The sequence below is a fragment of the Butyricicoccus sp. AM32-19 genome (assembly GCF_003480365.1).
Taxonomy (GTDB): domain Bacteria; phylum Bacillota; class Clostridia; order Oscillospirales; family Butyricicoccaceae; genus Agathobaculum; species Agathobaculum butyriciproducens.
Genome location: NZ_QUIX01000001.1, coordinates 429177 through 452891 on the forward strand (window position 1 = coordinate 429177; position 23715 = coordinate 452891).

20 protein-coding genes are annotated in these 23715 nt (G+C 57.2%); 17 read left to right on the forward strand and 3 right to left on the reverse strand.

Translation table 11 applies throughout. The annotated features are described in order from the left end of the window. Positions 1-9: 9 nt before the first annotated feature. Positions 10-1380 carry a Mur ligase family protein gene (locus DW806_RS02015; RefSeq protein ID WP_118728944.1) on the reverse strand — a complete coding sequence of 457 codons (1371 nt, stop codon included), beginning with the start codon at positions 1378-1380 and terminating at the stop codon, positions 10-12. 993 nt (positions 1381-2373) lie between these two features. Here DW806_RS02015 and DW806_RS02020 point away from each other — a divergent pair. Continuing rightward, positions 2374-2937, forward strand: coding sequence for a manganese efflux pump MntP (locus DW806_RS02020; RefSeq protein WP_110435160.1), 564 nt, complete (start codon positions 2374-2376; stop codon positions 2935-2937). Positions 2938-2994: 57 nt separating this feature from the next. Here the strand turns inward: DW806_RS02020 and fabD are convergent, their stop codons facing one another. Next, positions 2995-3912 carry an ACP S-malonyltransferase gene (gene fabD / locus DW806_RS02025; protein ID WP_118728945.1) on the reverse strand — a complete coding sequence of 306 codons (918 nt, stop codon included), beginning with the start codon at positions 3910-3912 and terminating at the stop codon, positions 2995-2997. A gap of 203 nt (positions 3913-4115) precedes the next feature. Here fabD and DW806_RS02030 point away from each other — a divergent pair, with 203 nt between their 5' ends. The 10 genes from DW806_RS02030 to acpP all read left to right on the forward strand — a co-directional run bounded on the left by DW806_RS02030 (position 4116) and on the right by acpP (position 13235). Continuing rightward, positions 4116-5105, forward strand: coding sequence for a beta-ketoacyl-ACP synthase III (locus DW806_RS02030; protein ID WP_227108866.1), 990 nt, complete (start codon positions 4116-4118; stop codon positions 5103-5105). Positions 5106-5249: 144 nt separating this feature from the next. Next, positions 5250-6197, forward strand: a complete 948-nt coding sequence (gene fabK / locus DW806_RS02035; RefSeq protein ID WP_118478368.1) for an enoyl-[acyl-carrier-protein] reductase FabK — start codon at positions 5250-5252, stop codon at positions 6195-6197. Between the two features lie 63 nt (positions 6198-6260). Beyond that, on the forward strand, positions 6261-6989 hold the full coding sequence (gene fabG, locus DW806_RS02040; RefSeq protein ID WP_110435157.1) for a 3-oxoacyl-[acyl-carrier-protein] reductase: 729 nt from the start codon (positions 6261-6263) through the stop codon (positions 6987-6989). A gap of 226 nt (positions 6990-7215) precedes the next feature. Further along, on the forward strand, positions 7216-8445 hold the full coding sequence (gene fabF, locus DW806_RS02045; RefSeq protein WP_118360849.1) for a beta-ketoacyl-ACP synthase II: 1230 nt from the start codon (positions 7216-7218) through the stop codon (positions 8443-8445). 2 nt (positions 8446-8447) lie between these two features. Then, positions 8448-8921 (forward strand): acetyl-CoA carboxylase biotin carboxyl carrier protein, encoded by a 474-nt coding sequence (gene accB, locus DW806_RS02050; RefSeq protein WP_118728946.1) that lies wholly within the window; start codon positions 8448-8450, stop codon positions 8919-8921. 318 nt (positions 8922-9239) lie between these two features. Next, positions 9240-9665: a 3-hydroxyacyl-ACP dehydratase FabZ gene (fabZ, locus tag DW806_RS02055; RefSeq protein ID WP_181967688.1), complete on the forward strand. Its 426-nt coding sequence runs from the start codon at positions 9240-9242 to the stop codon at positions 9663-9665. A 20-nt stretch (positions 9666-9685) separates the two neighbouring features. After that, complete coding sequence (gene accC, locus DW806_RS02060) at positions 9686-11029, forward strand: acetyl-CoA carboxylase biotin carboxylase subunit (protein WP_118728947.1); 1344 nt, start codon at positions 9686-9688, stop codon at positions 11027-11029. Between the two features lie 289 nt (positions 11030-11318). Further along, the gene (accD, locus tag DW806_RS02065; protein WP_110435153.1) at positions 11319-12194 is read left to right on the forward strand and encodes an acetyl-CoA carboxylase, carboxyltransferase subunit beta; all 876 of its coding nucleotides are present in this window, start codon (positions 11319-11321) and stop codon (positions 12192-12194) included. A gap of 19 nt (positions 12195-12213) precedes the next feature. Then, positions 12214-13005, forward strand: a complete 792-nt coding sequence (locus tag DW806_RS02070) for an acetyl-CoA carboxylase carboxyltransferase subunit alpha (protein WP_117751498.1) — start codon at positions 12214-12216, stop codon at positions 13003-13005. A gap of 5 nt (positions 13006-13010) precedes the next feature. Then, positions 13011-13235 carry an acyl carrier protein gene (gene acpP / locus DW806_RS02075; RefSeq protein WP_110435152.1) on the forward strand — a complete coding sequence of 75 codons (225 nt, stop codon included), beginning with the start codon at positions 13011-13013 and terminating at the stop codon, positions 13233-13235. 72 nt (positions 13236-13307) lie between these two features. Here acpP and DW806_RS02080 read toward each other — a convergent pair whose 3' ends face one another. Next, complete coding sequence (locus DW806_RS02080) at positions 13308-14423, reverse strand: stalk domain-containing protein (RefSeq protein WP_118728948.1); 1116 nt, start codon at positions 14421-14423, stop codon at positions 13308-13310. Positions 14424-14656: 233 nt separating this feature from the next. On the opposite strand from DW806_RS02080, the gene typA reads away from it, so the two are divergent. From typA to DW806_RS02110, 6 genes are all read left to right on the forward strand, one after another. Continuing rightward, entirely contained in the window at positions 14657-16483 is a 1827-nt protein-coding gene (gene typA, locus DW806_RS02085; protein ID WP_118478378.1) for a translational GTPase TypA, read from the forward strand. A gap of 104 nt (positions 16484-16587) precedes the next feature. Beyond that, a complete protein-coding gene (locus DW806_RS02090) occupies positions 16588-16974 on the forward strand; it encodes a RidA family protein (RefSeq protein WP_118478380.1) in 387 nt (128 codons plus the stop codon). Positions 16975-17619: 645 nt separating this feature from the next. Further along, positions 17620-18867: a DapH/DapD/GlmU-related protein gene (locus DW806_RS02095; RefSeq protein ID WP_118728949.1), complete on the forward strand. Its 1248-nt coding sequence runs from the start codon at positions 17620-17622 to the stop codon at positions 18865-18867. 64 nt (positions 18868-18931) lie between these two features. After that, the gene (locus DW806_RS02100; protein ID WP_117488850.1) at positions 18932-19891 is read left to right on the forward strand and encodes a ribose-phosphate pyrophosphokinase; all 960 of its coding nucleotides are present in this window, start codon (positions 18932-18934) and stop codon (positions 19889-19891) included. Between the two features lie 735 nt (positions 19892-20626). Further along, positions 20627-21412, forward strand: a complete 786-nt coding sequence (locus tag DW806_RS02105) for a TIGR00282 family metallophosphoesterase (protein WP_118478386.1) — start codon at positions 20627-20629, stop codon at positions 21410-21412. 330 nt (positions 21413-21742) lie between these two features. Next, on the forward strand, positions 21743-23617 hold the full coding sequence (locus tag DW806_RS02110; RefSeq protein ID WP_117488846.1) for a DUF4914 family protein: 1875 nt from the start codon (positions 21743-21745) through the stop codon (positions 23615-23617). The last annotated feature ends 98 nt before the right edge of the window (positions 23618-23715 follow it).

A 23715-nucleotide genomic window follows, 5' to 3' on the forward strand; every position in this document is an offset into this window, starting at 1 on the left:
TGCCCCCCCTTATTCGTAGAACGCCTTGACGTCTGTGTGTTTGCTGATCTCACCGCGCAGGTCGAACATGGCGGTGTATGTCGGCATAAGGAATGCCGGTGTCTCATCCGAGCCGATCTCGGTCAGCAGCTTGTCGTACTCGCGGATAACCTCGATACGCTCGGGTGCAAAGCCTGCGTACTTGAGACGCAGCGCCATATCATCCGCACGCACGCCGGAAACCAGTACGCGCGTAAAGCGCACCTGCTGGTCAGCGAGCGCCTCAAAATCAACATCCCAGATCCAGCTGATGTCCGTGCCGTCCGCGAAGCGGTCGTTGAGCAGGAATGCCAGCTTGTAATTGCCCTCATCGTGCGCGATCAGGTTGATGACCTGATTGAAGCCGGCAGGATTCTTGACCAGCATCATGCGCGCCTGTGCCTGACCGAGTTTGAACTGCTCGGCACGGCCGAAGCCGCACTCAAACTGAGAAAGCGCGCTGACCGCGGTCTGCTCCTCAATGCCGACAACATGCGCGACAGCGGCCTCTGCGGCGGCGTTGTAGATGTTGTAGCCGCCCGGCAGGTTGACGTGTACCTCGTGCTCGTGACCGAAGATGTCCAGTACGATGTCGGACGAGTCCGCGCCGGTGGCGAGTACCTTGGTGACAGCGACCTGCGGTGTCTGGCGGTGGTAGCCGCACTTCGGGCAGCGGAAGCCGCCGAGATGACCGTAGGTGATGTAATCGTACTCATATTCGGTCTTGCAGTGGATGCAGTACGGCGCGTCGGACAGCTCGTGCGCGGTCTCCTTGTAGATCGGGACATTCACGCCGAACCAGACGATCTTGTTCGGCACGCTGCCCGCAAGGGAAGCGGTGAGCGAACAGTCCGCGTTCAGGCAGAGTGTTGCATCCGGAACGTGCGTGATACCCTCGCGGATGGCGTTGAGCGTGTGCGTAATTTCGCCGTAGCGGTCAAGCTGGTCGCGGAAAATGTTGTTGACGACCAGACATTCGACTGGCAGGTATTCACTCGTTTTGCGGAAGGCCGCCTCGTCGCATTCGATGAGCGCGTGCGTGTACGGGCATTTGCCGGACAGGGTGGCGTGCTGCGCGAATACCGCGATGATGCCGGTCAGCAGGTTCGCGCCCGACTTGTTGGAGAAATATTTGAGTCCCGCATCGGCAAACGCCTGCTCGATCATGCGGGAGGTGGTGGTCTTGCCGTTCGTGCCGGTCACGACCGTGACCTTTACGCCGCGCGACAGCTCACCCAGAATATTTTTATCAATTTTCAGTGCCAGCTTGCCCGGCAGGTTGGTGCCGCCGCGTCCCAGCTTGCGCAGAACAGCGCCCGATGCCTTGCACACCAGCACCGCCAGTCTGGTTTGGAGTTTCATTGCTGTAACCTCTTTTTTCAAGTCATATAAAATAAGTATAGCGCATTTTGCGGCATTGCACAAGGGAAAACGTCGGAAAATGCGCCTACCCGGCGGGGGCACAAGAGGGTAGACACCTGCGGTTTCCACCCTCTTGTGAATCCCCCCTTTCCCTTGGAGGGTCTGGCGCAGATTGCCTACATGTGACCGCTGCGAAATAGGGGAACGGCAGAGGATTTTTTCTTCCGCGCGGTATCCGCATATTCGCATTTCGGCTATGTTACTGCTACACAGGCGGTTTACTCCACGCAGGCGCGGCATATCCGTGCCGCGCAATTCGTTAGCGCGTTATGATGGACAGGGCCTGCGAGGATAAATTGCACCGAACGCCTAATCCGTAGGTGCTGTCCGCAAACTCCAGACTTACGAGTTGCGCGGCACGGGGATGCCGCGCCTGCGGGAAGTAGCCGGTATGTGTAGCAGTAATCTGTCTGTGAACTGCGAAAAGGCGGAGAAAGACACGCTGAGGTAACCCGACTGCCGCGTCCTTTTCCTGCTTACGCAGTCTACCATCTGCACCCAAGGTAGTAGGGAAAAGGGGAGATTCACAAGAGGGTGGAAAACCGCAGGTTGTCTACCCTCTTGTGCGCCTGCCGCGCGTAGCGGCAATCCCCGCTGTGGTTCACGGCAAAGCTCCCCGCCCGGACAGGGCGAACCGCCTGCGCGGTTCGGGCACACCGGACAGCCTGTGCCGCCGTTTCCGTATCGGCTTTTCGGTTTGCATAGGGCAACAATTTTGCCCGCATATTGACTTTCGGCTGCGCATATGCTAAGATAAATCGCAATAAGGGAGTAGTCGGCGCGGAGCGTTCCGCCGCGCGGCAGAGCCAACATACTGGGGAGGACGCTCCTCTGGTTTTGCATGAAATGACGAGACTTATCTGTTCTACGCGGCAGATGGGTCTTTTTTTGTGCCTGTTTTCCGCCGGATAAACGACTGAGGAGGACAAGAAAATGGGTTTATTGGAGTTATTTTTAATCGCAGTCGGTCTGTCGATGGATGCGTTCGCGGTGTCTGTCTGCAAGGGACTGAGCGTGCGCACGCTCAAGGCTAAGCACGCGGTCATCTGCGGACTGTATTTCGGCGGCTTTCAGCTTTTGATGCCGCTCATCGGCTTTGCACTCGGCGTGCGCTTTCAGTCGCTCATCACGAGCATTGATCACTGGATCGCCTTTGTGCTGCTGGGGCTTATTGGCGCAAACATGGTGCGCGAGTCGCGCGAGCACGATGACGAAAGCGTCAGCGATTCGTTCCGCTTTATGACCATGCTGCCGCTTGCGGTTGCCACGAGCATTGATGCGCTTGCGGTCGGTGTGACGTTTGCGTTCCTGCAGGTCGATATCGTTCCGGCGGTGTCGTTCATCGGTGCAACCACGTTTGTGCTGTCGTGCATCGGCGTGAAGATCGGCCATGTGTTCGGCACAAAGTACAAGTCCCGCGCAGAGCTGTTCGGCGGTATCGTACTGATCCTGATGGGTCTCAAAATCCTGCTGGAGCATTTGGGTTTTCTGGGATAACAAAAGGCACCTCAATGAGGTGCCTTTTTACTGTCTCTATGCGTTTTCGGTCGAAAATCATTCGGCTGCAGCCTGCACGCCCGCAATATCCTGCACGGTCTTGCAGGTCAGCTCCTTGCTGATCTTGCCCGCAAAGCCGGTCAGCGTCTTGCCCGGACCGATCTCGCACGCCGAGGTCAGACCGGCAGCCATGCCGTTCTTCACCAGCTGCGTCCAGCGAACCGGAGAGATCATGTGCTGCTCGAGGTGTGCCGGCAGGTCGGAGCAGTCGTAAACCTTGCCGTCGAGGTTGGAGTAAATATCCATCTTCGGTGCGGAGAAGGTAAAGTCCGCAACGTAAGCGCGCAGCTCTGCGGCAGCCTTTGCCATCAGCGGGGTGTGGAATGCACCGGATACCGCAAGCGGGAGCGCACGGCGTGCGCCTGCAGCCTTGCAGTTTTCGATCGCCTCTGCGAGAGCCGCCTTTTCACCTGCGATAACCAGCTGACCCGGGCAGTTATAGTTTACCGGACGGACCACGCCGGAGGTCACCTTCGCGCAGGCTTCTTCAATTACGCTGTCCTCCAGACCGAGGATAGCCGCCATGCCGCCGTCGATCGAGTCCGCTGCCTGCTGCATCAGCTTGCCGCGCATGGAAACGATCTTTACGCCGTCTGCGAGGGAAACAACGCCTGCAGCCGCCAGTGCGGTGTATTCACCGAGCGAGAAGCCTGCCGCTGCCTTGAATTCCACGCCTGCTTCCTTCAGTGCAGCCCAGGCTGCCATGGAATGGGTGAAAATTGCGATCTGGCTGTTCTCCGTGCGGGAGAGCGTTGCCTTGTCGCTCTCAAAGCACAGCTTGGCTACATCCAGACCGGCGCCTTCGCTTGCTTCCTCAAAAACCAGCTTGGCAGCCTGCGAGTTCTCATAAAGATCCTTGCCCATGCCGGGGGCCTGTGCGCCCTGACCCGGGAAAAATGCAAAACCGTAGTTCACGTTTCGTTCCTCCAAAATAATAATCAAACGCTGACAGCACCGTATTTTAATAGATATTTTTCGCACAAAGTGTTGCTAAATAATAACGGTCTGTCTTGACAATTTACTGTGCTTTTATTATAATAGTCGGAGAATACTTTGTCAATCTAACTATTGTCGCTTTTCCACGCTTTTTGGGAGAGCGATTTGGACTTTTTAGGAGCGTGGAAATCATCAACAGTAAACTGATCGGCACGGGCGCGTGCATACCGGATTTTGTCCTGACCAACGCCATGCTGGAAAAAATGGTCGATACCAACGATGAGTGGATCGTGCAGCGCACCGGTGTGCGCGAGCGCCGCATCGCAAAGAATACACATACATGGGAGCTGGCGCTCGGTGCCGCACAGGACGCACTCGCGGACGCAGGCATCACCGCAGAGGAGCTGGACCTCATTCTCGTCAGCACCTGCTCGCCGGATACCAACACGCCGAATACGGCGTCTATCCTGCAGGACAAGCTGGGTGCGCGTCAGGTCGGCGCGTTCGATATCAACAATGCCTGCACCGGCTTTGTCTCCGCGACCGACATTGCGGACAGCTACATTAAATCCGGCAAGGCAAAGACCGTGCTGGTTGTATCGGCGGAAACGCTTTCGCGCATCGTGGACTACACCGACCGCTCGACCTGCATTCTGTTCGGCGACGGTGCCGCTGCGGCCGTTTATCAGGCGACTGAGGACGAAACGGTCGGCATTCTGTCCACTTTCACCGCGGCAGACGGTTCGGGCGCAGAGTACCTGCACATGGAAGCCCTGCCGGTCGAGGATCCGCTTTCCGGTGACCGCACGGTGGATCCGAAGGCGCGTTTCCTGAAAATGCAGGGTGCACCGGTCGTGCGCTTCACCGCAAGAGCCGTACCGCTTGCGATCGACACCGCACTCAAGCGGGCGGGCGTCACCGCAGAGGAAATCGACTGGGTGGTACCGCATCAAGCGAATCTGCGTATTCTGGATGTTATTGCACGCAGATACCATCTGCCGAAGGAGAAGATCTACGTCAATATGGACCGTTTCGGCAATACCTCGTCGGCAAGCGTGCCGATCTGCCTGAACGAAATGCGTAAGAACGGCCTGCTGCACGAGGGTCAGACCATTGTCTGCACCGGCTTCGGCGGAGGACTTACTTATGGCGCTTTTGTGCTGAAATTGTAATTACAGTACAATATTCAACAGAAATGTACGATACCAGATATTCAGCGCAATAACATTTGGTTACATTTCGTGAAAAATATGCTATAATAACTTGATAGATTTAGAATTACAAGAAATTACCTGTATAAAAGGGGAGAATGACCTATGAAAACCAAGATCACAGAACTTCTCGGTATCGAATACCCGATCGTGCAGGGCGCTATGGCGTGGATCGCGGAGCACCATCTGGCTGCTGCGGTTTCCAAGGCAGGCGGTCTGGGCATTATCGCGGGCGGCGCGGCTCCGGTGGATTACATCCGTGAGGAGATCCATAAGGCGCGTGCCATCACGGACAAGCCGCTCGGTATGAACATCATGCTGCTCTCCCCGAATGCGGATGATCTGGCGCAGCTGGCTATCGACGAGAAGATCGAAGTGCTGACCACCGGCGCAGGCAATCCGGGCAAGTATATCGCGGACTGGAAGAACGCAGGCATTAAGGTTATGCCGGTCGTTGCTTCGGTTGCACTGGCAAAGCGCATGGAGCGCGCAGGTGCAGATGCGGTTATCGCAGAGGGTATGGAAGGCGGCGGCCACATCGGTGAGCTGACCACCATGCCGCTCGTTCCGCAGGTCGTAGACGCACTGAGCATTCCGGTCATCGCCGCAGGCGGCATTGCGGACGGCCGCGGCATGGCAGCTGCCATGATGCTCGGCGCCGAAGGCGTACAGTGCGGCACGATCTTCCTTGCAACACCGGAGTGTCAGATCTCGGAAAAGTATAAGGAACTCGTCCTCAAGGCTACCGACATTTCGACCGTTGTTACCGGTCGTCCGTCCGGTCATCCGGTGCGTTCGCTCAAGACCCCGATGGCGCGCAAGTGCCTCGAGCTCGAGAAGCAGAACACCGATGCCTCTCTTGAGGAGCTTGAGAAGGCAACCGCCGGTTCGCTGCGCAAGGCCGTGCAGGACGGCAACTATGAGGAGGGCACCTTTATGTCCGGTCAGATTGCGGGTATGCTCAAGGAGCTGCATCCGTGCGAGGAGATCCTCAAGGGCATGACCGCACAGGCGGAGGACCTTCTGAAGAACGCTTACAAGAGATTTGAATAAGAGCGGAGAGTGAAGAGATAGGAAAACTCCTCACTCCTGCCTGTCTATAGAATGGAGTAAACAATGAGCTTAGCAATCGTAACCGGCGGTTCCCGCGGCATTGGCGCGGCAATCGCGGAAAAGCTGGCGCAGGACGGCTTCGACGTCCTCATCAATTGTGCGTCCTCGGTCGAAAAGGCTGAGGCTGTGGCGGAGAAGTGCCGCGCGCACGGCGTCAACGCTTATGTGAAGAAGTGGGATGTTGCGGACTATGACGCCTGCAGCACCGCTCTCAAGGAAATTAAGGAAGAGATCGGCGTACCGTTCGTTCTCGTCAACAATGCGGGCATCACCCGCGACGGTCTGATGGTCCGCATGAAGGAGGACCAGTTCGATGATGTTATCCGCACCAACCTCAAGGGCGCATTCAACATGCTCAGCCTGTGCGGTGCGATGATGATGCGCGCCAAGCAGGGCCGCATTATCAACATCACCTCGGTTTCGGCGTTCACCGGAAACTACGGCCAGATCAACTACACCGCTGCCAAGGCGGGTATGGTCGGCATGACCAAGACCGCCGCCAAGGAGCTGGGTGCGCGCGGCATTACGGTAAACGCAGTCGCTCCGGGCTGGATCGCCACCGAGATGAGCGACAAGGTGCCCGAGGACATCCGCGAGAACGCCAAGAAGCAGATCGCGCTCGGCCGTTTCGGCAAGCCGGAGGAAATCGCAGGCGTGGTTGCCTTTCTGGCCTCCGACGCTGCAAGCTATATTTCCGGCCAGACGATCATCGCTGACGGCGGACTTTATTAAGGCATCACCGGACAATTCGCCTGCGGCACTTTGCGGTAATTTTCCGCTCTGATGTCGTTCCGGATTTTTGCAATACACAAAGTATTGCTGCAAACCCGCGCCTAATCAGAACGCAAAATTCCTGCGCAAATTGCTCTTGCCGAATTATCCGGTGATACCTTTTTGCTGCGTGGAATAAAAATTGCGATTAGATAAATGCGTGATATTGGAATGAAGGAGCAAATATATGGAACGTGTAGTAATCACCGGCATGGGTGCCATCACTCCGGTCGGCAACGATGTGCCGTCGTTTTGGGAGTCGCTCAAGACCGGCAAGTGCGGCATCGGTCCCATCACCAAGTTTGATGTATCCGATTTTAAGGTAAAGCTGGGTGCAGAGGTCAAGGACTTCGACCCGACCCAGTATATGGAGAAGCGTGAGGCGCGCCGCGCAGATGCAAATGTGCATTACGCAATGGCGGCAGCGATCCAGGCTGTCGAGCAGGCAGGCCTCAAGGAAGGCAATTTCGATCCCTATCGCACGGGCGTTATCTTCGGCTCGGGCGTAGGCGGTCTGCATGTTGCCGAGCAGGAGGTCCCGAAGCTGCTCGAAAAGGGTCCCGGCCGCGTTTCGCCGTTCGCTATTCCGGAGATGATCGCCAACATCGCGGCGGCGTATATCTCCATGCACTTCGGCTTCAAGGGTGAGAATTTCTGCCCGGTTTCCGCGTGCGCGACCGGCAACCACTCGATCGGTGAGGCAATGCGCGCCATCCGCCACGGCTATCAGGATGTCGTTGTCTGCGGTGGCACCGAGAACGGCATTATCCCGATCTCGATGGCAGGCTTCCAGAATATGAAGGCGGTTCACATGGGTGAGGATCCGACGGCGGCTTCCATCCCGTTTGACGCACGCCGTTCCGGCTTTGTCATGGGCGAAGGCGCAGGCTGTCTCGTACTCGAGAGCCTGACGCACGCACAGCAGCGCGGCGCGACCATTCTGGCAGAGGTGGCAGGCTACGGTGCCTCCGGCGACGCTTACCACATCACCAGCCCGTCTCCGGACGGCGATGCGGCTGCACACGCCATCCGCGGTGCCATTGAGGATGCCGGTCTGACCCCGGCTGACGTTGACTATATCAACGCGCACGGCACCTCCACGCCGCTGAATGAAAAGTATGAGACCATTGCCATCAAGAAGGCGTTTGGCGAGGAGGCTTACAACGTGAAGGTATCCTCCACCAAGTCCATGACCGGCCATCTGCTGGGCGGCGCGGCTGCGGTTGAGGCCATTGCCTGCGTTATGGCAATCCGCGAGGGCATTGTACCGCCGACCATCGGCTACAAGGAGCCGGATCCGGAGTGTGATCTGGATATCACCCCGAACAAGGCGGTTGAGATGCCGATCAATGTTGCCATCTCCAACTCGCTCGGCTTTGGCGGCCACAACGCCTGCATCCTGATCAAGAAGGTATAAAAATGGACATCAAAGAATTGAAAGACATCGCGCTTGAGCTGATGGACGCGCTGGCTGCAAAAAAGCTGGGCGAGGTCGAGCTCGAACTGGATGACGTAAAAATCAAGATCAAGGCAGCTGAACCGGCTCCCGTGATCGCTGCAGCATCGGTAGCAGCGGCGGCACCCGCAGCGGCGCCGGCGGCAGCACCCGCAGCGGAGAGCGCAGACGCGGCACCAGCGGCTGAGGAGCAGCTTCCGGCAGGCACGCAGGTGAAGAGCCCGCTGGTCGGCACGTTTTATTCTTCTCCGTCTCCGGACGAACCGCCGTTCGTGCTGGTCGGTCAGCAGGTGAAGGAGGGCGATACCCTCTGCATCATCGAGGCGATGAAGATCATGAACGAGATCAAGGCACCGTGCGACGGCAAGATCATCCGCATTATGGCACAGCCGGGCGATATGGTTGAATACAATCAGGTGCTCTGCGTAATCGAATGACGCTTATAGGGGGCTTCACAAGCCCCCTATATACGAAAACAGGTTCCGTAGAAACCTGTTTTCGATACCCGAATGTCGCCGCGCGCAGTGCGACCAAGAAGTCGCACAAGGATAGCGCCCAAGACGGCTGAGTCGGGGTGTAAAAACCCAGCGCTAACCTTGCGCGACGCCGTTCGCGCTGCGCCGCACATGTCGCGGGTTTTTACGAAGCGCAAGGCGCTTCTATTTCATGCGCAATGCAAAGCATTGCGGTTTTACCGCATAATTAGTGCTGTATTGCGTGTTTCACTTGCATTTTGTAAGGAGAGGGATTATAATATGCTGAACAAAGAACAGATCATGGAGATCCTTCCGCACCGTCCGCCGATGCTTCTGGTGGACGAGATCCTCGAAATGGACGAGAACCATGTAGTCGGTGCGTTGCACCTGACCGGCGACGAGTTCTTCTTCCAGGGCCACTTTCCGGGCAACCCGATCATGCCCGCGGTGTTCCGTCTGGAGGCGCTCGCGCAGGCAGGCGGCGTAGCGCTGCTGTCTCTGCCCGAATTCAAGGGCAAGACTGCGGTCTACACCGGCATTGACAAGGCGAAATTCCGCGCAATGGCAAAGCCGGGCGATACCCTTCGTCTGGAAGTTACCTTCACCAAGCGCCGCGGCCCGATGGCAGTAGCCGAAGGCATTGCCTGGGTTGGGGACGAGAAGGCCGCCGAAGCGGAGATCAAATGCATGGTCATCAATGACTGAGGCGGGAGAGAGCTAATCGAATGTTTCAGAAGGTACTCATTGCGAACCGCGGCGAGATTGCGGTCCGCATTATTCAGGCCTGCCGTGATTTAGGCGTTATCTCGGTGGCCGTTTACTCCGAGGCTGACCGCGAAGCGCTGCACGCGCAGATCGCGGACGAAGCGGTCTGCATCGGTCCGGCCCGTGCGGCGGACAGCTACCTGAATATGGATAATATCATTTCGGCGGCGCTGGCTTCCGGCTGTCAGGCCATTCATCCGGGCTTCGGCTTCCTGTCCGAGAATCCGGATTTTGCCGAGCGCATCACGCAGGCCGGTCTGGCGTTTATCGGCCCGACTGCAGCAACTATCCGCCTGATGGGCGACAAATCCGAGGCAAAGCGCAACGCGATCGCCGCAGGCGTTCCGGTCGCGCTCGGCACGGACGGCCCGCTGCGCGATTTTGACGAAGCCATCTCCGAGGCCGAGCGCATCGGCTATCCGGTCATGCTCAAGGCGGCATCCGGCGGCGGCGGCAAGGGCATCCGCGTGGCGGAGAGCGTCAAGGACCTCAAGGACGCGTACGACAGCGCCTCTGCAGAGGCTATCGCCAACTTCGGTGACGGCCGCCTGTACATGGAAAAATATATTCACAATCCGCGCCATATCGAGGTGCAGATTCTGGGCGATAACTACGGTAACGTGGTGCACCTGTTCGAGCGTGAGTGCTCGGTGCAGCGCCGTCACCAGAAGCTGATCGAGGAAAGTCCGTCGGCTTTCGTTACGCCCGAGCTGCGCGAGAAGATGACCTCGGCGGCTGTTGCGTTGGCAAAGCGCGTCGGCTACCGAAACGCGGGTACGATCGAATTTTTAGTCGATAACGACCGCAATTTCTACTTCTGCGAGATGAACACCCGCATTCAGGTCGAGCACCCGGTCACCGAGGAGGTCACCGGCGTAGATCTGGTCTGCGAGCAGCTTCGCGTGGCGGCAGGCGAGCCGCTGTCCTTTAAGCAGGAGGATCTGACCATCCGCGGTCACGCCATCGAGTGCCGCATCAACGCGGAGGACCCGTCGAGAAACTTTGCGCCCTGTCCGGGCACACTGGTGTCCTTGCATCTGCCGGGCGGTCCCGGCGTGCGCGTGGATTCCGCGGCTTATCAGGGATATAAGATTCCGCCGTTTTACGATTCCATGATCGGCAAGCTGATCGTCTACGGCGCCGACCGTGAGCAGGCCATCGTTCGCATGCGCCGTGCCCTCGCGGAGATGCTGTTTGAGGGCGTTGTGACCGCAACCGACTATCAGATGCACATCCTGTGCTCGAAGGCGTTTGTGGAAGCAAACTTTAATGTTAATTCCATCGCAAACGGCGATTTTGACTAAATCATTTATTATGGTATAATAGATTTAGCACAAGCATAGTTGAATCCGAAGGTCTTACAAAATCAGCGTATTTTAAAAAGCGAAGTTTTTGTAATCCGAAGGATTTCAGAGGCAGTACCGCACGGTTGGACAAGAGCGATTTGCGAGATGTTTTGTTCACTGGTGCGGCGCGGACTTGCAGCAGTACGCTGTATTGCAAAAGTACGCAACAAAACCAGGGGGCAAAACAGCCGCAAAGCGCCGAAGGCCAATCGTGCGGTACTGCCTCCAAACGAAAGGGGAGTTACGCATGGGTCTGATCGACCTGTTTCAAAAAACACGCGAGACCTCTATGGAAATGAAACCGCAGGAGGACGAAGCGGCCAAGGTCGTAACCTGCAAGGGCTGCGGCGCAGAACTGAAGGCGTATGCCTACGGCAAGAATCTGTATGTGTGCCCGCACTGCGGACGATACGGACGACTGCTCGCGCGCACGCGCATCCGTCAGATCGCGGATAAGGACAGCTTTGAGGAGCTGTACGCCAATCTGGCACCGGCGGACCCGATCCACTTCCCGGGATACGCAGAGAAAACGGCAGAGCTGGCTGAAAAGGTCGGCATGCCGGACGCGGTCAAGACCGGCGTGTGTAAGATCGGCGGTGTGGAAACTGCGATCGGCGTCATGGACAGCCATTTCATGATGGCGTCCATGGGTTCGGTCGTTGGCGAAAAGCTGACCCGCCTGTTTGAGTACGCGACCGAAAAGGGTCTGCCTGTTGTGCTGTTTACCTGCTCCGGCGGTGCGCGCATGCAGGAGGGCATGTTTTCGCTGCTGCAGATGGCCAAGGTGTCCGCGGCGGCGCGCCGTCACTCGGACGCCGGACTGCTGTATATCACCGTGCTGACCGACCCGACCACGGGCGGCGTTACCGCGTCGTTCGCCATGCTGGGCGATATTATCCTCGCGGAGCCGCGTACGACCATCGGCTTTGCCGGCCGCCGTGTTATCGAGGGAACCATCGGTCAGACCCTCCCGGACGATTTTCAGTCCTCGGAGTTCTTGCTATCGCACGGTTTCTGTGATAAAATAGTTCCGCGTAATCAACTCAGAGAAACGCTGGAAAAACTCTTGAAGCTGCACTGCGGCTCCAAGTCCAAGAAATGGCAGGTGTGGCGTCGTGATTAACAAACCCGCAAGTGAAAAAATGCGTATCATTCACGATACCAAGCGTCCGATGATCACGGACTATATCAATGAGCTGTTCACCGACTTCACCGAGCTGCACGGCGACCGCTATTTTTCGGACGACCATGCCATCCTCGGCGGCGTTGGCTACTTCAACGGCACACCGGTGACGGTAATCGGCCACCGCAAGGGCCGCACCATTGAGCAGAATATGGACGCCAACTTCGGCATGGCGCACCCGGAGGGCTATCGAAAGGCCCTGCGTCTCGCGCATCAGGCGGAGAAATTCCACCGCCCGGTCATCAACTTTGTTGACACCGGCGGCGCGTTCTGCGGCGTAGGCGCGGAGGAACGCGGTCAGGGCGAGGCCATTGCCCGCTGTTTGTATGAGTTTATCGAGCTGAAAACCCCGGTCATCTCTATCGTGACGGGTGAGGGCGGCTCCGGCGGCGCACTGGCGCTGGCGGTGGCAGACCGTGTGCTCATGCTTGAGAACGCCCTGTATTCGGTTATTTCGCCGCGCGGCTGCGCGTCCATTCTCTGGAAGGACCCCAAGCGCGAGGCGGAGGCAGCGGACACGCTGCATATCACCGCGCAGGACCTGTACAGCTTCGGTATGATCGAAGGCATCATTCAGGAGGGCACATCCTCCGCACAGCTTATCCGCAATGTGGCGCGCACGCTGCGCGACCAGCTTGCAGAGCTGGATGCTGAGCCGGACATCGACACGATGCTGCAGAAACGGTATGAAAAATTCCGCAGAGTCGGAGTTTTCAGAACAATAAATCAAGAAAGTAATGAAGGAGTGTAAATCCCATGTTTGAAAAGGTATGTGAAATCCTGGCAGACAAGTTTGACGCTGATGCTTCCACCATGACCATGGACACCAAGGTTAAGGAAGACCTGAACGCAGACTCTCTGGACGTTGTAGAGCTGATGATGGACCTCGAGGAGAACTTCGGCGTAACGATTTCCGACGAGGAAGCTGCTAAGATGAGCACCATCGGTGACATCGTAAACTACATCGAAGCAAATCAGTAAGATTTCGTTTTGAGCATGAAAAAGCCACCGTTTCTTTGAAACGGTGGCTTTCTGCTGTGTGCAGCGTGTTTTTTATTTCACGGTCAGGATCATAGTCATGGTGTCCGCGTTCCAATCCACGCCGAAGCCGAGGGCGTCGCCAAGGTCGCGCAGCTTGAAGTAGTTGTTGCCGCCGATGGAATAGGCGGTAAGGGAAAGCGGCTTGCCGTCCAGATAAACGGAGGCGTTCGTGAGAGATGCGGCCTTATTGCCGGCGGGCAGGGCGGCCTGCTCACCGCCGACCGCGGTGTAGGCGGTCTTGCTGGTCAGGTCAATGCGCTGCTGCGCCGCGTTCCACTTGACCTCAAAATTGGTGTTCAGACCGTCGAGTGCTTTCGCAAGATCGCGCAGCTTGAAGTAGTTGCTGCCGTTGATGGTGTACGCGCCAAGCTTTGCCGACTCGCCGTTGAGCGTTACCTTGTGGGTCGAGACCTTTGCGGTCGGGTTGGTCAGCTTGCGCAGAAAGGCGATGGTATCCTGCAGAGCCGCACGCGGAGACAGCGCACGGTCGCTGTTGTAAGGGCTTTCCCAGAAGGAGTAATATTGCTCGTCCATATCGCCGGTGAAGTCGAGGATAGCGGAAGAAAATTCCTCTGCGGTAACGGACTGACCGTTGATAGTTTTGACTGGTGTCGGTGTCTCGGCATCCCAGTCGAAGCCGTCCGTGTAGGTGAGGACCACAACGGCTTTATCGCCCTGTTTGGTCCAGAAGGTGACCGGATTGTTATTCATCACTTCCTGACCGGAGACCAGATACGCCTTGTCCCTGCCAACGTAAAACTGGGTGCACGGCGAAACATCCGTGCCGAAGTTGCTCACGCCCTCCGGAATCTCCAGCGCGTAGATTTTCCCATCCGCATACGAATACATATGCTGGCCGTTCAGACCTGCGCCGCAGTACAGCTCGGGCGTGCCGTCGCCGTCCATATCCACCAGCTTTGCCATGGAGAGGCCGGTCAGCAGTCCCTTGAAGCCATCGTCCGTGCGAGCGGCAGCCTTGCCATACTTATTCTGCAGGGTGGTGATCTGATTCAGATACGCCTTAGCACCCTGCGGAGACAGGGAACCGAGGTCAGCCGCGCCTGCGGCTCCGACAGCCATTGCGCCGGTCAGTACGGTGCAGAGCATTGCCTTTCCGATTTTGTTCATAGAGATTCTCCTTCCTTTTATCAGACGCTTGCGTCTTTTTTTTATTGTACGGCAGCGGTCTGTCTGCGTCAACTGTATCCTGAGCGGAATTTTTATCAGTTAGCAAAATATTTTACAATTTAGAGCGGATATATCGCCGTAATTTTGACGATAAAATAGGTGGAAAATGAACGAAAAAACGGGTATAATAAATTCTGTACGAAAATAATCCCGCTGATGGAGGAATAGAATATATGATCCGTAACGATTTACGCAACATCGCCATCATTGCGCACGTTGACCATGGCAAGACCACTCTGGTCGATCAGATGCTCAAGCAGGCTGGCGCTTTCCGCGAAAATCAGGTGGTAGAAGAGCGTGTCATGGACTCGGGCGATATCGAGCGTGAGCGCGGCATTACCATTCTGGCAAAGAACACCTCTGTACATTACAAGGGCGTAAAGATCAACATCGTAGATACCCCGGGCCACGCCGACTTCTCCGGCGAGGTAGAGCGTATCCTCAAGATGGTAGACGGCGTTGTTCTGCTGGTTGACGCAGCAGAAGGCCCGATGCCGCAGACCCGTTTCGTGCTGCAGAAGGCATTGGAGTTCGGTCACAAGATCATCATCGCAATCAACAAGATCGACCGTCCGGACGCTCGTCTCAACGAGATCGGCGACGAGGTCCTCGAGCTGCTGCTCAACCTTGATGCGACCGACGAGCAGCTGGACAGCCCGATCGTTTACTGCTCCGGCCGTGCAGGCACCGCTTCCATGTCCCCGAACGTGGAGGGCAAGGACCTGACCCCGCTGTTCGAGCAGATTCTCGAGCACATTCCGGCACCGCAGGTTGATACCGAAGGCCCGACCCAGATGCTCGTTTCTTCTATCGACTACAACGAGTACGTTGGCCGTATCGGCATCGGCCGTATCGAGCGCGGCTCGATGAAGGTAGGTCAGCAGGTTACCGTCTGCGACTACCACGGCAACACCAAGCCGTATAACGCAAAGCTGGTTACCCTGTACTCCATCGAGGAGCTGGGCCGTCAGCCGATCGAGGAGGCACAGGCAGGCGAGATCGTTTGCTTCTCCGGCATCGAGGGCGTAACCATCGGTGAGACCCTGTGCGACCCCGAGCACGTTGAGGCTCTGCCGTTCGTTAAGATCTCCGAGCCGACCGTTGAGATGACCTTTATGGTCAACGACTCTCCGTTCGCCGGCAAGGAAGGCAAGTTTGTTACCTCCCGTCACCTGCGTGAGCGTCTGTTCCGTGAGCTGCTCAAGGACGTATCCCTGCGCGTAAACGAAACCGATACCACCGATGCATTCCGCGTTTGCGGCCGTGGTGAGATGCACCTGTCCATTCTGATCGAGAACCTGCGCCGTGAGGGCTACGAGTTCCAGGTTGGCGCACCGAAGGCGCTGCTCAAGGAGATCGACGGCAAGACCTGCGAGCCGATGGAGCGCATGATCGCAGACGTTCCGGCGGATGCTGTCGGCGCGATCATGGAGAAGATGGGCTCCCGCAAGGGTGAGCTGGTTTCCATGAACCCGAAGGGCACCGACCGTATGCGCCTCGAGTTCATCATTCCGGCGCGCGGCCTGTTCGGCTACCGCACCGAGTTCCTGACCGATACCAAGGGCGAGGGCGTTATGTCCTCCGTATTCAACAGCTATCAGCCGTATAAGGGCGATATCCAGAAGCGCACCACCGGTTCTCTGATCGCGTTTGAGGCCGGCGAGGCTGTTGGCTATGGCCTGTTCAACGCACAGGATCGCGGCCCGCTGTTCATCGGCCCCGGCACGATGGTATACGAAGGCATGATCGTCGGCGAGAACCCGCGCGGCGAGGACATGGCTGTAAACGTCTGCAAGAAAAAGCAGCTGACCAACATGCGTGCATCCGGCTCGGATGATGCGCTGCGCCTGATTCCGCCGCGCCAGATGTCCATCGAGGCGGCACTCGAGTTCATCTCCGACGATGAGCTGCTTGAGATTACCCCGGAGAGCATCCGTATGCGCAAGCGCGTTCTGTCCAACACCGAGCGTCTGAAAAAGACCAAGGGCGGCAAGAAATAATGATGGCTGTGCCGCAATTACGCTTTTACACCGTTTAGGTGAAGAAAAGCGCTCATTTCACCCTGTTATCAAAAAATAAAGATATATAAAGGAGAATTCCCACCATGGCTATCAAGGAAGTTCTGCACACTGATCTCGCACCGGCAGCCGTAGGCCCGTACTCTCAGGCAATCGCTGCAAACGGTTTCGTATTTACCTCCGGTCAGGTTCCGATCGACCCGAAGGAGGGCAAGATCGTAGCAACCACCATCGAGGAGCAGACCGAGCAGGTCATGAAGAACCTGCAGTGCGTTCTGGCACAGGGCGGCGTAGGCTTTGACCGTGTTGTCAAGACCACCTGCTTCCTGTCCGACATCAACGACTTTGCTGCATTCAACGGTGTGTACGCGAAGTACTTCCCGGAAGGCGCTCCGGCTCGTTCCTGCGTTGAAGTAGCTGCTCTGCCGCTCGGCGCTAAGGTAGAAGTAGAAGTAGTTGCAGTACAGGGCTAAAAGCCTGCGGCTTTTTCGATTCAAAGGACTTGTCCTTTGAATCGAGGGACGGTGTCGCCGCGCGTGTCCGTTTCACGGACAGGGCGGGAACACCTGCTGCAGCAAAACACCCCGAAAACTTTCCGGTTTTCGGGGTGTTTTACTGTTTGTTAAAAATGGCAGGCGCATGTCCTGCCATTTTTGTCGCGCGCACGCTCCATTTTATGCGCTCCGCGGCGTGATGGGTTCTCTGGGTGCAGAAATCCCTGCGGGATTTTATGGGGTGGCGGAAACGCGGTCGCCCGCGGAAGGCTCGGCGGCACGCGCCGCCTGCCCTGTGGGTGCGGTTATGCAAGCAAACCGCGTATTTTATGCCGCGAACGTGGTTCGAGGTTGGCGTGATCTGCACGCTCCGCACGAATTCGCCATCCTCCATTCCGACTCGCTGAGAGCCGCCTGCGGCGGTGGGTATCTCAATTCTCCATCACTTCAATTCCCACCAAAATGCTTGCTTTGTGGCCTTTGTATGCAAACGGCGAAAAATATTATGCGGTGAGAAGAAATTTATCGAAAAATGATAATGCAATTTGCGGCATACTGTTGTATAATAAAGCTATATCGGAAAATCTGGTCGTATGACCCTTGAGAAACGAAAGGATTTCTGCGATGAATAAAGTAAATGCCGTCATGGTTGGCGGCCTGTTTGACGAAAGCGGCATTTCTGCCTTTGCGCGTCCGGTGCTGTTCGGCACTGCGGGCGATGCAATGCGGGATGCGCTGCCTGATGCGGTGGAGGCGTGCTTCTTTGCGCACGACGACAGGGAGCCTGCCGTTGCCGGCGCACAGGACATCGCGCTCGATGCCGCAAATCGTTTTGCCTCGCTGGCTGCGCTGCCGGAGAGCGAGCACGTTCTGGTGCTGGCGGCTCCGTTTGCACTGGCAGAGGAGGACGCGCTGTTCCATCTGGCTGAGACGCACCTGAACACCGGTTACGGCGTCAGCGTACTGTCTGCCGAGCAGCAGGGCTTTGACGCGGAAGGTCAGCCGCTGCCGAGAGACAGCCGCTGCTATGCCGCCATGTTCACCTGGGATATGCTGAAAAAGGCACTTGCGAGCGGCGCTGATACGCTCGACGGCCTGGTTGCGGCGGCTGTTGCAGCCGGTGCGCAGAAGGGCATTGCCATCACCAACAAGATTTACGTCATCTGCGACGGTACGGCGGCCTTTATGGCGCAGGTCGAGATGATGCAGCGTGTCAACTTCGGCCTCATCAAGAAGGGCGTGCAGATCTTCGATCTGACCAGCACCTACATTGCGCCGGACGCTGATATTGCTCCGGGCGCGACCATTCTGCCCGGCTGTCACATCCGTCCCGGCTGCAAGGTCGGCGCGGGCGCGGTCATCGGCCCGAACACCATCCTCGAAAAAGCCGAGATCGGCGCAGGCACTACGGTAAACAATTCGCAGGTTTATGAATCCACCGTCGGCAGCAATACCACGGTCGGTCCGTTTGCCTATATCCGCCCGCAGAGCGTGGTCGGTGACGGCTGCCGCATCGGCGACTTTGTAGAGCTGAAGAAGTCCACCATCGGCAACGGCACCAAGGTTTCGCACCTGACCTATATCGGCGACGCGACCGTCGGTGAGCGCGTCAACTTCGGCTGCGGCACGGTCGTTGTCAACTACGACGGCTATCACAAGTACCGCACCGAGATCGGTGACGATTGCTTCATCGGCTGTAACACCAACCTCGTTTCGCCTGTCAAGCTGGGCGACCGTGCGTTTACGGCTGCCGGTACGACTGTCACCAAGGACGTTCCTGCCGGTGCGCTGAGCGTTGCGCGTTCCCGCCAGACCAATCTTGAGGGCTGGAACGACCGCCGCCGCGCCGCACACGAGAAGGACGAAAAGTAAATCCATAAAACGTATATAAATCCACACGGAACAAAAAATATATTTATATGACGGAGGCAAATCAATGATTTCTCACGGAAAAAACATCAAAATTTTCTCCGGCAACTCCCATCCCGCACTGGCGATGCAGATCGCTTCTGCGCTCGGACTGCCGATCGGCAAGGCTGCCATCTCCACCTTCGCTGACGGCGAAATCTCGGTTTCCATGTCGGAATCCGTTCGCGGCTCGGACGTGTTCCTCGTACAGTCCACCTGCGGTCCGGTAAACAACAACCTGATGGAGCTGCTCATCATGATCGACTCCTGCAAGCGTGCATCGGCAGGCCGTATCACGGCTGTAATCCCGTATTTCGGCTACGCTCGTCAGGACCGCAAGAGCAAGGCGCGTGACCCGATCTCCGCAAAGCTGGTCGCAAACCTTATTACCGCTGCAGGCGCTGACCGCGTGCTGACTATGGACCTGCACGCTGCACAGATCCAGGGCTTCTTTGACATTCCGGTGGATAACATGCTCGGTTCTTCCGTTCTGATCCCGTACATTGCGGGCAAGTTCGGCGTCGGCACCGATGATACCGTTATCGTTTCTCCCGATCTGGGCTCGGTTACCCGTGCCCGCAAGTTCACCCAGAAGCTGGATATGCCGCTTGCCATCATTGACAAGCGCCGTCCGAAGGCCAACGTATCCGAGGTTATGAACATCATCGGCAACGTAGAGGGCAAGAAGTGCATTCTGGTTGACGACCTGATCGACACCGCAGGCACGCTCGTACACGCAGCGGACGCTCTGGTAGAGCGCGGCGGCGCAACCGAGGTTTACGCCTGTGCAAGCCACGGCGTACTGTCCGGTCCGGCGATCGAGCGCATCCAGAACAGCCCGATCAAGGAGCTGACCATCCTCGATACCATCCCGCTGACCAACGACAAGAAGCTGGATAAGATCAACGTCCTGCCGGTTGCACCGGTGTTCACCGAGGCGATCGCGCGTATCTACGAGGAGACGTCCGTATCTACTCTGTTCGATTAAGTTTTTGCATGGAAAAGAGCTGCTGCATGGGTGCAGCGGCTCTTTTTTGTATATATTTTCTGCACCGACCAGATGGGGGACACGAACTGCCGCAGGCGTGTTCGCCCCTGACGGGGCGGGGAGTTTTTCGCTGAACCTCAGCGGGGGGATTCGCCGTCTGCGGACGGCGGGAGCGTCGCGGCGCCCGCCGCGGGGGCAAAAAGGAAGGACAACCTGCGGTTTTCCTTCCTCTTTGAACTCCTACCTTTCCCTTGCTTCCTAATCTGGCGCAGATTGCCGACAGGTGACCGCTTCGAAAAGGAGTACGGCAGAGGATTTTTTCTTCCGTATCTTTCTCAACCTGTTCGCAGTGTCAGATACATTACTGCTACACATACGGACTACTCTGCGCAAGCGCGGCACTGTCATGCCGCGCCCTGCGGAGATGAAACCACATGTGTAGCAGTACGGTATCTGACGCTGCGAATATGTCTCGGCATGGGAGCACACTGTGCTCCCCTACGATAGAAAAAAATCCTCTGCCGTTTCCTATTTCGAAGCGGTCACATGACGGCAATCTGCGCCAGACTCGGAAACAAAGGGAAACGGGAGTTAAGAGGGTAGAAACCGTAGGTGTCTACCCTCTTGCCCCCCGCCGCGGGGCGCGGCATGCTCCCGCCGCAGCGGCGGCGCACTCCTCGCTGAATCCAGCGGAACCAATCAACGGCTTGCAGCAATGATAGAAAGAGGTAATCCATGAAACTATTAGTCATCGGCGATGTGGTCGGTGAGGCGGGTATCGACGCGCTTCACGGCCTGCTCCGCCGCATCAAGCGCGACACCGGCGCAGATTTCGTCATCGTAAACGGCGAAAATGCAGCCGGAAACGGCGTTCTCCCGCGTCAGGCGGATGATATTTTTGCCGCCGGCGCGGACGTGATCACGCTCGGCAACCATGTGTTCGGCAAGCAGCAGATCGTGCCGTATCTGGACAGCCGTTCGGATGTTCTCCGTCCGGCCAATCTTGCGCCGCAAAGCCCCGGTCGGGGCTGGGGCATTTATGACGGCCCGCAGGGCATGCGCCTGCTCGTCATGAACCTGATCGGCCGCTGCGACATGAAATTCGGCCCGGACAATCCGTTCCTGTGTGCAGACCGCATCCTCAAGGAAAACGAAGGCATGTACGACGTGGCGCTTGCCGAAATCCACGCGAACGCCACGAGCGAAAAACTCGCCATGGGCTATTACCTCGATGGCCGCGCGGCGGCTGTCTGGGGCACGCACACGCATGTGCAGACCGCGGATGAGCGCGTCAATCCCAAGGGCACCGGCTACATCACGGATATCGGCATGACCGGCCCGATCGTATCCGTGCTCGGCGTGCGCGTGGAGCAGTCCATCGCCATGTTTCGCGGTGACCTGACCGAGTATTTCAAGACAGCTGAGGGCGACTGTGCAGTTGCCGGTGCGCTGTTCGATATTACGAGAAACGGAAAATGCAATTCTGTCACCCGCGTGTGGGAGCGCTGGAATGTGAGATAAAGTGTACGCAGATGCACAGTATCGCACTTTTGATACACGATTGCGCATTGTGAAACGGATTTTGCCATGCGGAAACGTTTTCGTAAAAAAGTCCTATCGGCGGACAAGTGACCGTGTCGGGAAAACAGTGAGAAATCCCTCAGGTTTTGTACATTTTGCAAGAACTTGTAATTCAACTTGCAAAAAAAGCAAAATCACAGTTGACGAGAGGGTGGGTTTTGCGGTATGCTATAATCGAAAGACAATGGGGCAAAGGTTAAGAAATTTAACCGGCCCGGTTAGCATGCCGTGGCGAGGGACTCCGCGGTGCTTAAGGAGGAAATGATACAGATGAACTCATTGCTCACCAAATTCACCTTTACCGATGAATTGACCGATGTCATCGAGAACTGCAAGGGCGTATTTGTTCCCACCAGCAAGGCGGAACTGTACGACATGGTATTCGGTCCGGAACATGCCGACGTGTACGACGTTGTATTCGATGTACCGGGCAAGGGCCAGATCAAGGAAGCTGACGTTGTACGCTGCAAGAACGGCGCATCCGTCAACTTTGCAGAGGATTACATGCGCCGCCGCGAGCCGGACTGCATGCGCATCGCAGACGACAAGCCGACCGATAAGAAGCGCTTTGCGGATGTGTACGGCTACAAGTTCGACAAGCTGCGCCGCGAGACCATGGACTGGTTCAAGACGCAGGAGCTGATCCTCATGCCGTTTAATTCCGGCGGCAACCAGTACGGCTACGGCTCCATGCTCGTATGCCCGAAGCAGTGCGCATTCTTCGCATTCGCGCTGGCACATCTGCAGGGCTTTGTAAGCGCAGAGGAGACCGAGGGCTACAAGCCGCGTGCGATCATCTATGTTGCACCTCCGTTCCGTCACACCCACTTTGAGGGCAAGCAGGTCGTTGTTCACAACCGTCTGGATGACTGCCACGAGGTATTCTCCTATAACCTGTATCCGGGCCCGTCTGCCAAGAAGGGTGTTTACTCCGTACTGCTCGACATTGGCGAGCAGGAGGGCTGGACCACCTGCCATACTTCTGCAGGCCGTCTGATCACCCCGTACGAGAACGAGCTTGTCATCATGCACGAGGGCGCTTCCGGCGGCGGCAAGAGCGAGATGCTGCAGGACATCGCCCGCGAGCCGGACGGCGAGGTGCTGCTCTCTACCAACACGGTAACGGGCGAAAAGACCTACCTGCATATCAGCTCCACCTGCAAGATCGAGCCGGTGTGCGACGATATGGCTACCTGCTATCCGGGCGTGCAGAACAACTCCGGCAAGCTGGTACTCGTTGACGGCGAGGACGGCTGGTTCCTCCGCATGGACGGCGTAACGCACTACGGCTGCGACCCGGTTTACGAGCGCATCTGCACCGAGCCGAAGGAGCCGCTGTGCTTCTTCAACATGGAAGGCCATCCGGGTGCAACCCTGCTGATCTGGGAGCACACCCTGGATTCCAACGGCAAGCCGTGCTCCAACCCGCGTGCCATCGTGCCGCGCTGGGATGTTCCGAACATCGTCAAGGAGCCGGTAGAAGTAGACGTACGCTCTTTCGGCGTTCGTATGCCCCCCTCCACCCGCGATAACCCGAACTACGGCATCATGGGTATGCTGCATATCATTCCGCCGGCACTGGCTTGGCTGTGGCGTCTGATCGCACCGCGCGGCTTCAATAACCCGTCTATCGTAACCGGCAACGAGCTGAAGAGCGAGGGCGTTGGTTCCTACTGGCCGTTTGCAACCGGCAAGCGCGTAAAGCAGGCAAACCTGCTGCTGCACCAGATCGTGGACAGCCCGAACACCCGCTACGTCCTGATCCCGAACCAGCACATCGGCGTTTACAAGGTCGGCTTTGCGGCTGAGTGGATCTCCCGTGAGTATCTGGCACGCCACGGCGGCGCAAAGATCCGCCGCGAGCACCTTGAGCCGGCACGCTGCCCGCTGCTCGGCTACGCGATGAAGGATCTGACCATCGACGGCCAGAAGATCCGCTCTAAGTTCCTGCGCGTTGATACGCAGGACCGCGTAGGCACCGACGGCTACGATGCAGGCGCAAAGATCCTGACCGACTTCTTCCGCAAGGAACTGGCGAAGTTCGATACGCCGGAGCTTGAGCCGCTCGGCAAGCAGATCATCGACTGCTTCATGAACGGCGGCACGCTGGAGGACTTCGAGAAGATCACTCCGACCGGCCTCTAATAAAACGTAAAAGAAAATCACCGAAACGATTTGTTTCGGTGATTTTTTCGTTTTCGGCACGGAATAGACGGGGTACATGAACTGCGTAAGCGTGTTCG

What these genes read in the sequence shown, in the direction of transcription:
- fabZ (WP_181967688.1), top strand. Translation starts at nt 9,240, where the DNA reads ATGCTGAACAAAGAACAGATCATGGAGATCCTTCCGCACCGTCCGCCG.
- DW806_RS02080 (WP_118728948.1), bottom strand. Translation starts at nt 14,423, where the DNA reads ATGAACAAAATCGGAAAGGCAATGCTCTGCACCGTACTGACCGGCGCA.
- DW806_RS02020 (WP_110435160.1), top strand. Translation starts at nt 2,374, where the DNA reads ATGGGTTTATTGGAGTTATTTTTAATCGCAGTCGGTCTGTCGATGGAT.
- accB (WP_118728946.1), top strand. Translation starts at nt 8,448, where the DNA reads ATGGACATCAAAGAATTGAAAGACATCGCGCTTGAGCTGATGGACGCG.
- fabK (WP_118478368.1), top strand. Translation starts at nt 5,250, where the DNA reads ATGAAAACCAAGATCACAGAACTTCTCGGTATCGAATACCCGATCGTG.
- DW806_RS02110 (WP_117488846.1), top strand. Translation starts at nt 21,743, where the DNA reads ATGAACTCATTGCTCACCAAATTCACCTTTACCGATGAATTGACCGAT.
- DW806_RS02070 (WP_117751498.1), top strand. Translation starts at nt 12,214, where the DNA reads ATGCGTATCATTCACGATACCAAGCGTCCGATGATCACGGACTATATC.
- DW806_RS02090 (WP_118478380.1), top strand. Translation starts at nt 16,588, where the DNA reads ATGGCTATCAAGGAAGTTCTGCACACTGATCTCGCACCGGCAGCCGTA.
- DW806_RS02100 (WP_117488850.1), top strand. Translation starts at nt 18,932, where the DNA reads ATGATTTCTCACGGAAAAAACATCAAAATTTTCTCCGGCAACTCCCAT.
- fabF (WP_118360849.1), top strand. Translation starts at nt 7,216, where the DNA reads ATGGAACGTGTAGTAATCACCGGCATGGGTGCCATCACTCCGGTCGGC.
- accD (WP_110435153.1), top strand. Translation starts at nt 11,319, where the DNA reads ATGGGTCTGATCGACCTGTTTCAAAAAACACGCGAGACCTCTATGGAA.
- acpP (WP_110435152.1), top strand. Translation starts at nt 13,011, where the DNA reads ATGTTTGAAAAGGTATGTGAAATCCTGGCAGACAAGTTTGACGCTGAT.
- accC (WP_118728947.1), top strand. Translation starts at nt 9,686, where the DNA reads ATGTTTCAGAAGGTACTCATTGCGAACCGCGGCGAGATTGCGGTCCGC.
- fabG (WP_110435157.1), top strand. Translation starts at nt 6,261, where the DNA reads ATGAGCTTAGCAATCGTAACCGGCGGTTCCCGCGGCATTGGCGCGGCA.
- DW806_RS02105 (WP_118478386.1), top strand. Translation starts at nt 20,627, where the DNA reads ATGAAACTATTAGTCATCGGCGATGTGGTCGGTGAGGCGGGTATCGAC.
- DW806_RS02015 (WP_118728944.1), bottom strand. Translation starts at nt 1,380, where the DNA reads ATGAAACTCCAAACCAGACTGGCGGTGCTGGTGTGCAAGGCATCGGGC.
- typA (WP_118478378.1), top strand. Translation starts at nt 14,657, where the DNA reads ATGATCCGTAACGATTTACGCAACATCGCCATCATTGCGCACGTTGAC.
- DW806_RS02095 (WP_118728949.1), top strand. Translation starts at nt 17,620, where the DNA reads ATGAATAAAGTAAATGCCGTCATGGTTGGCGGCCTGTTTGACGAAAGC.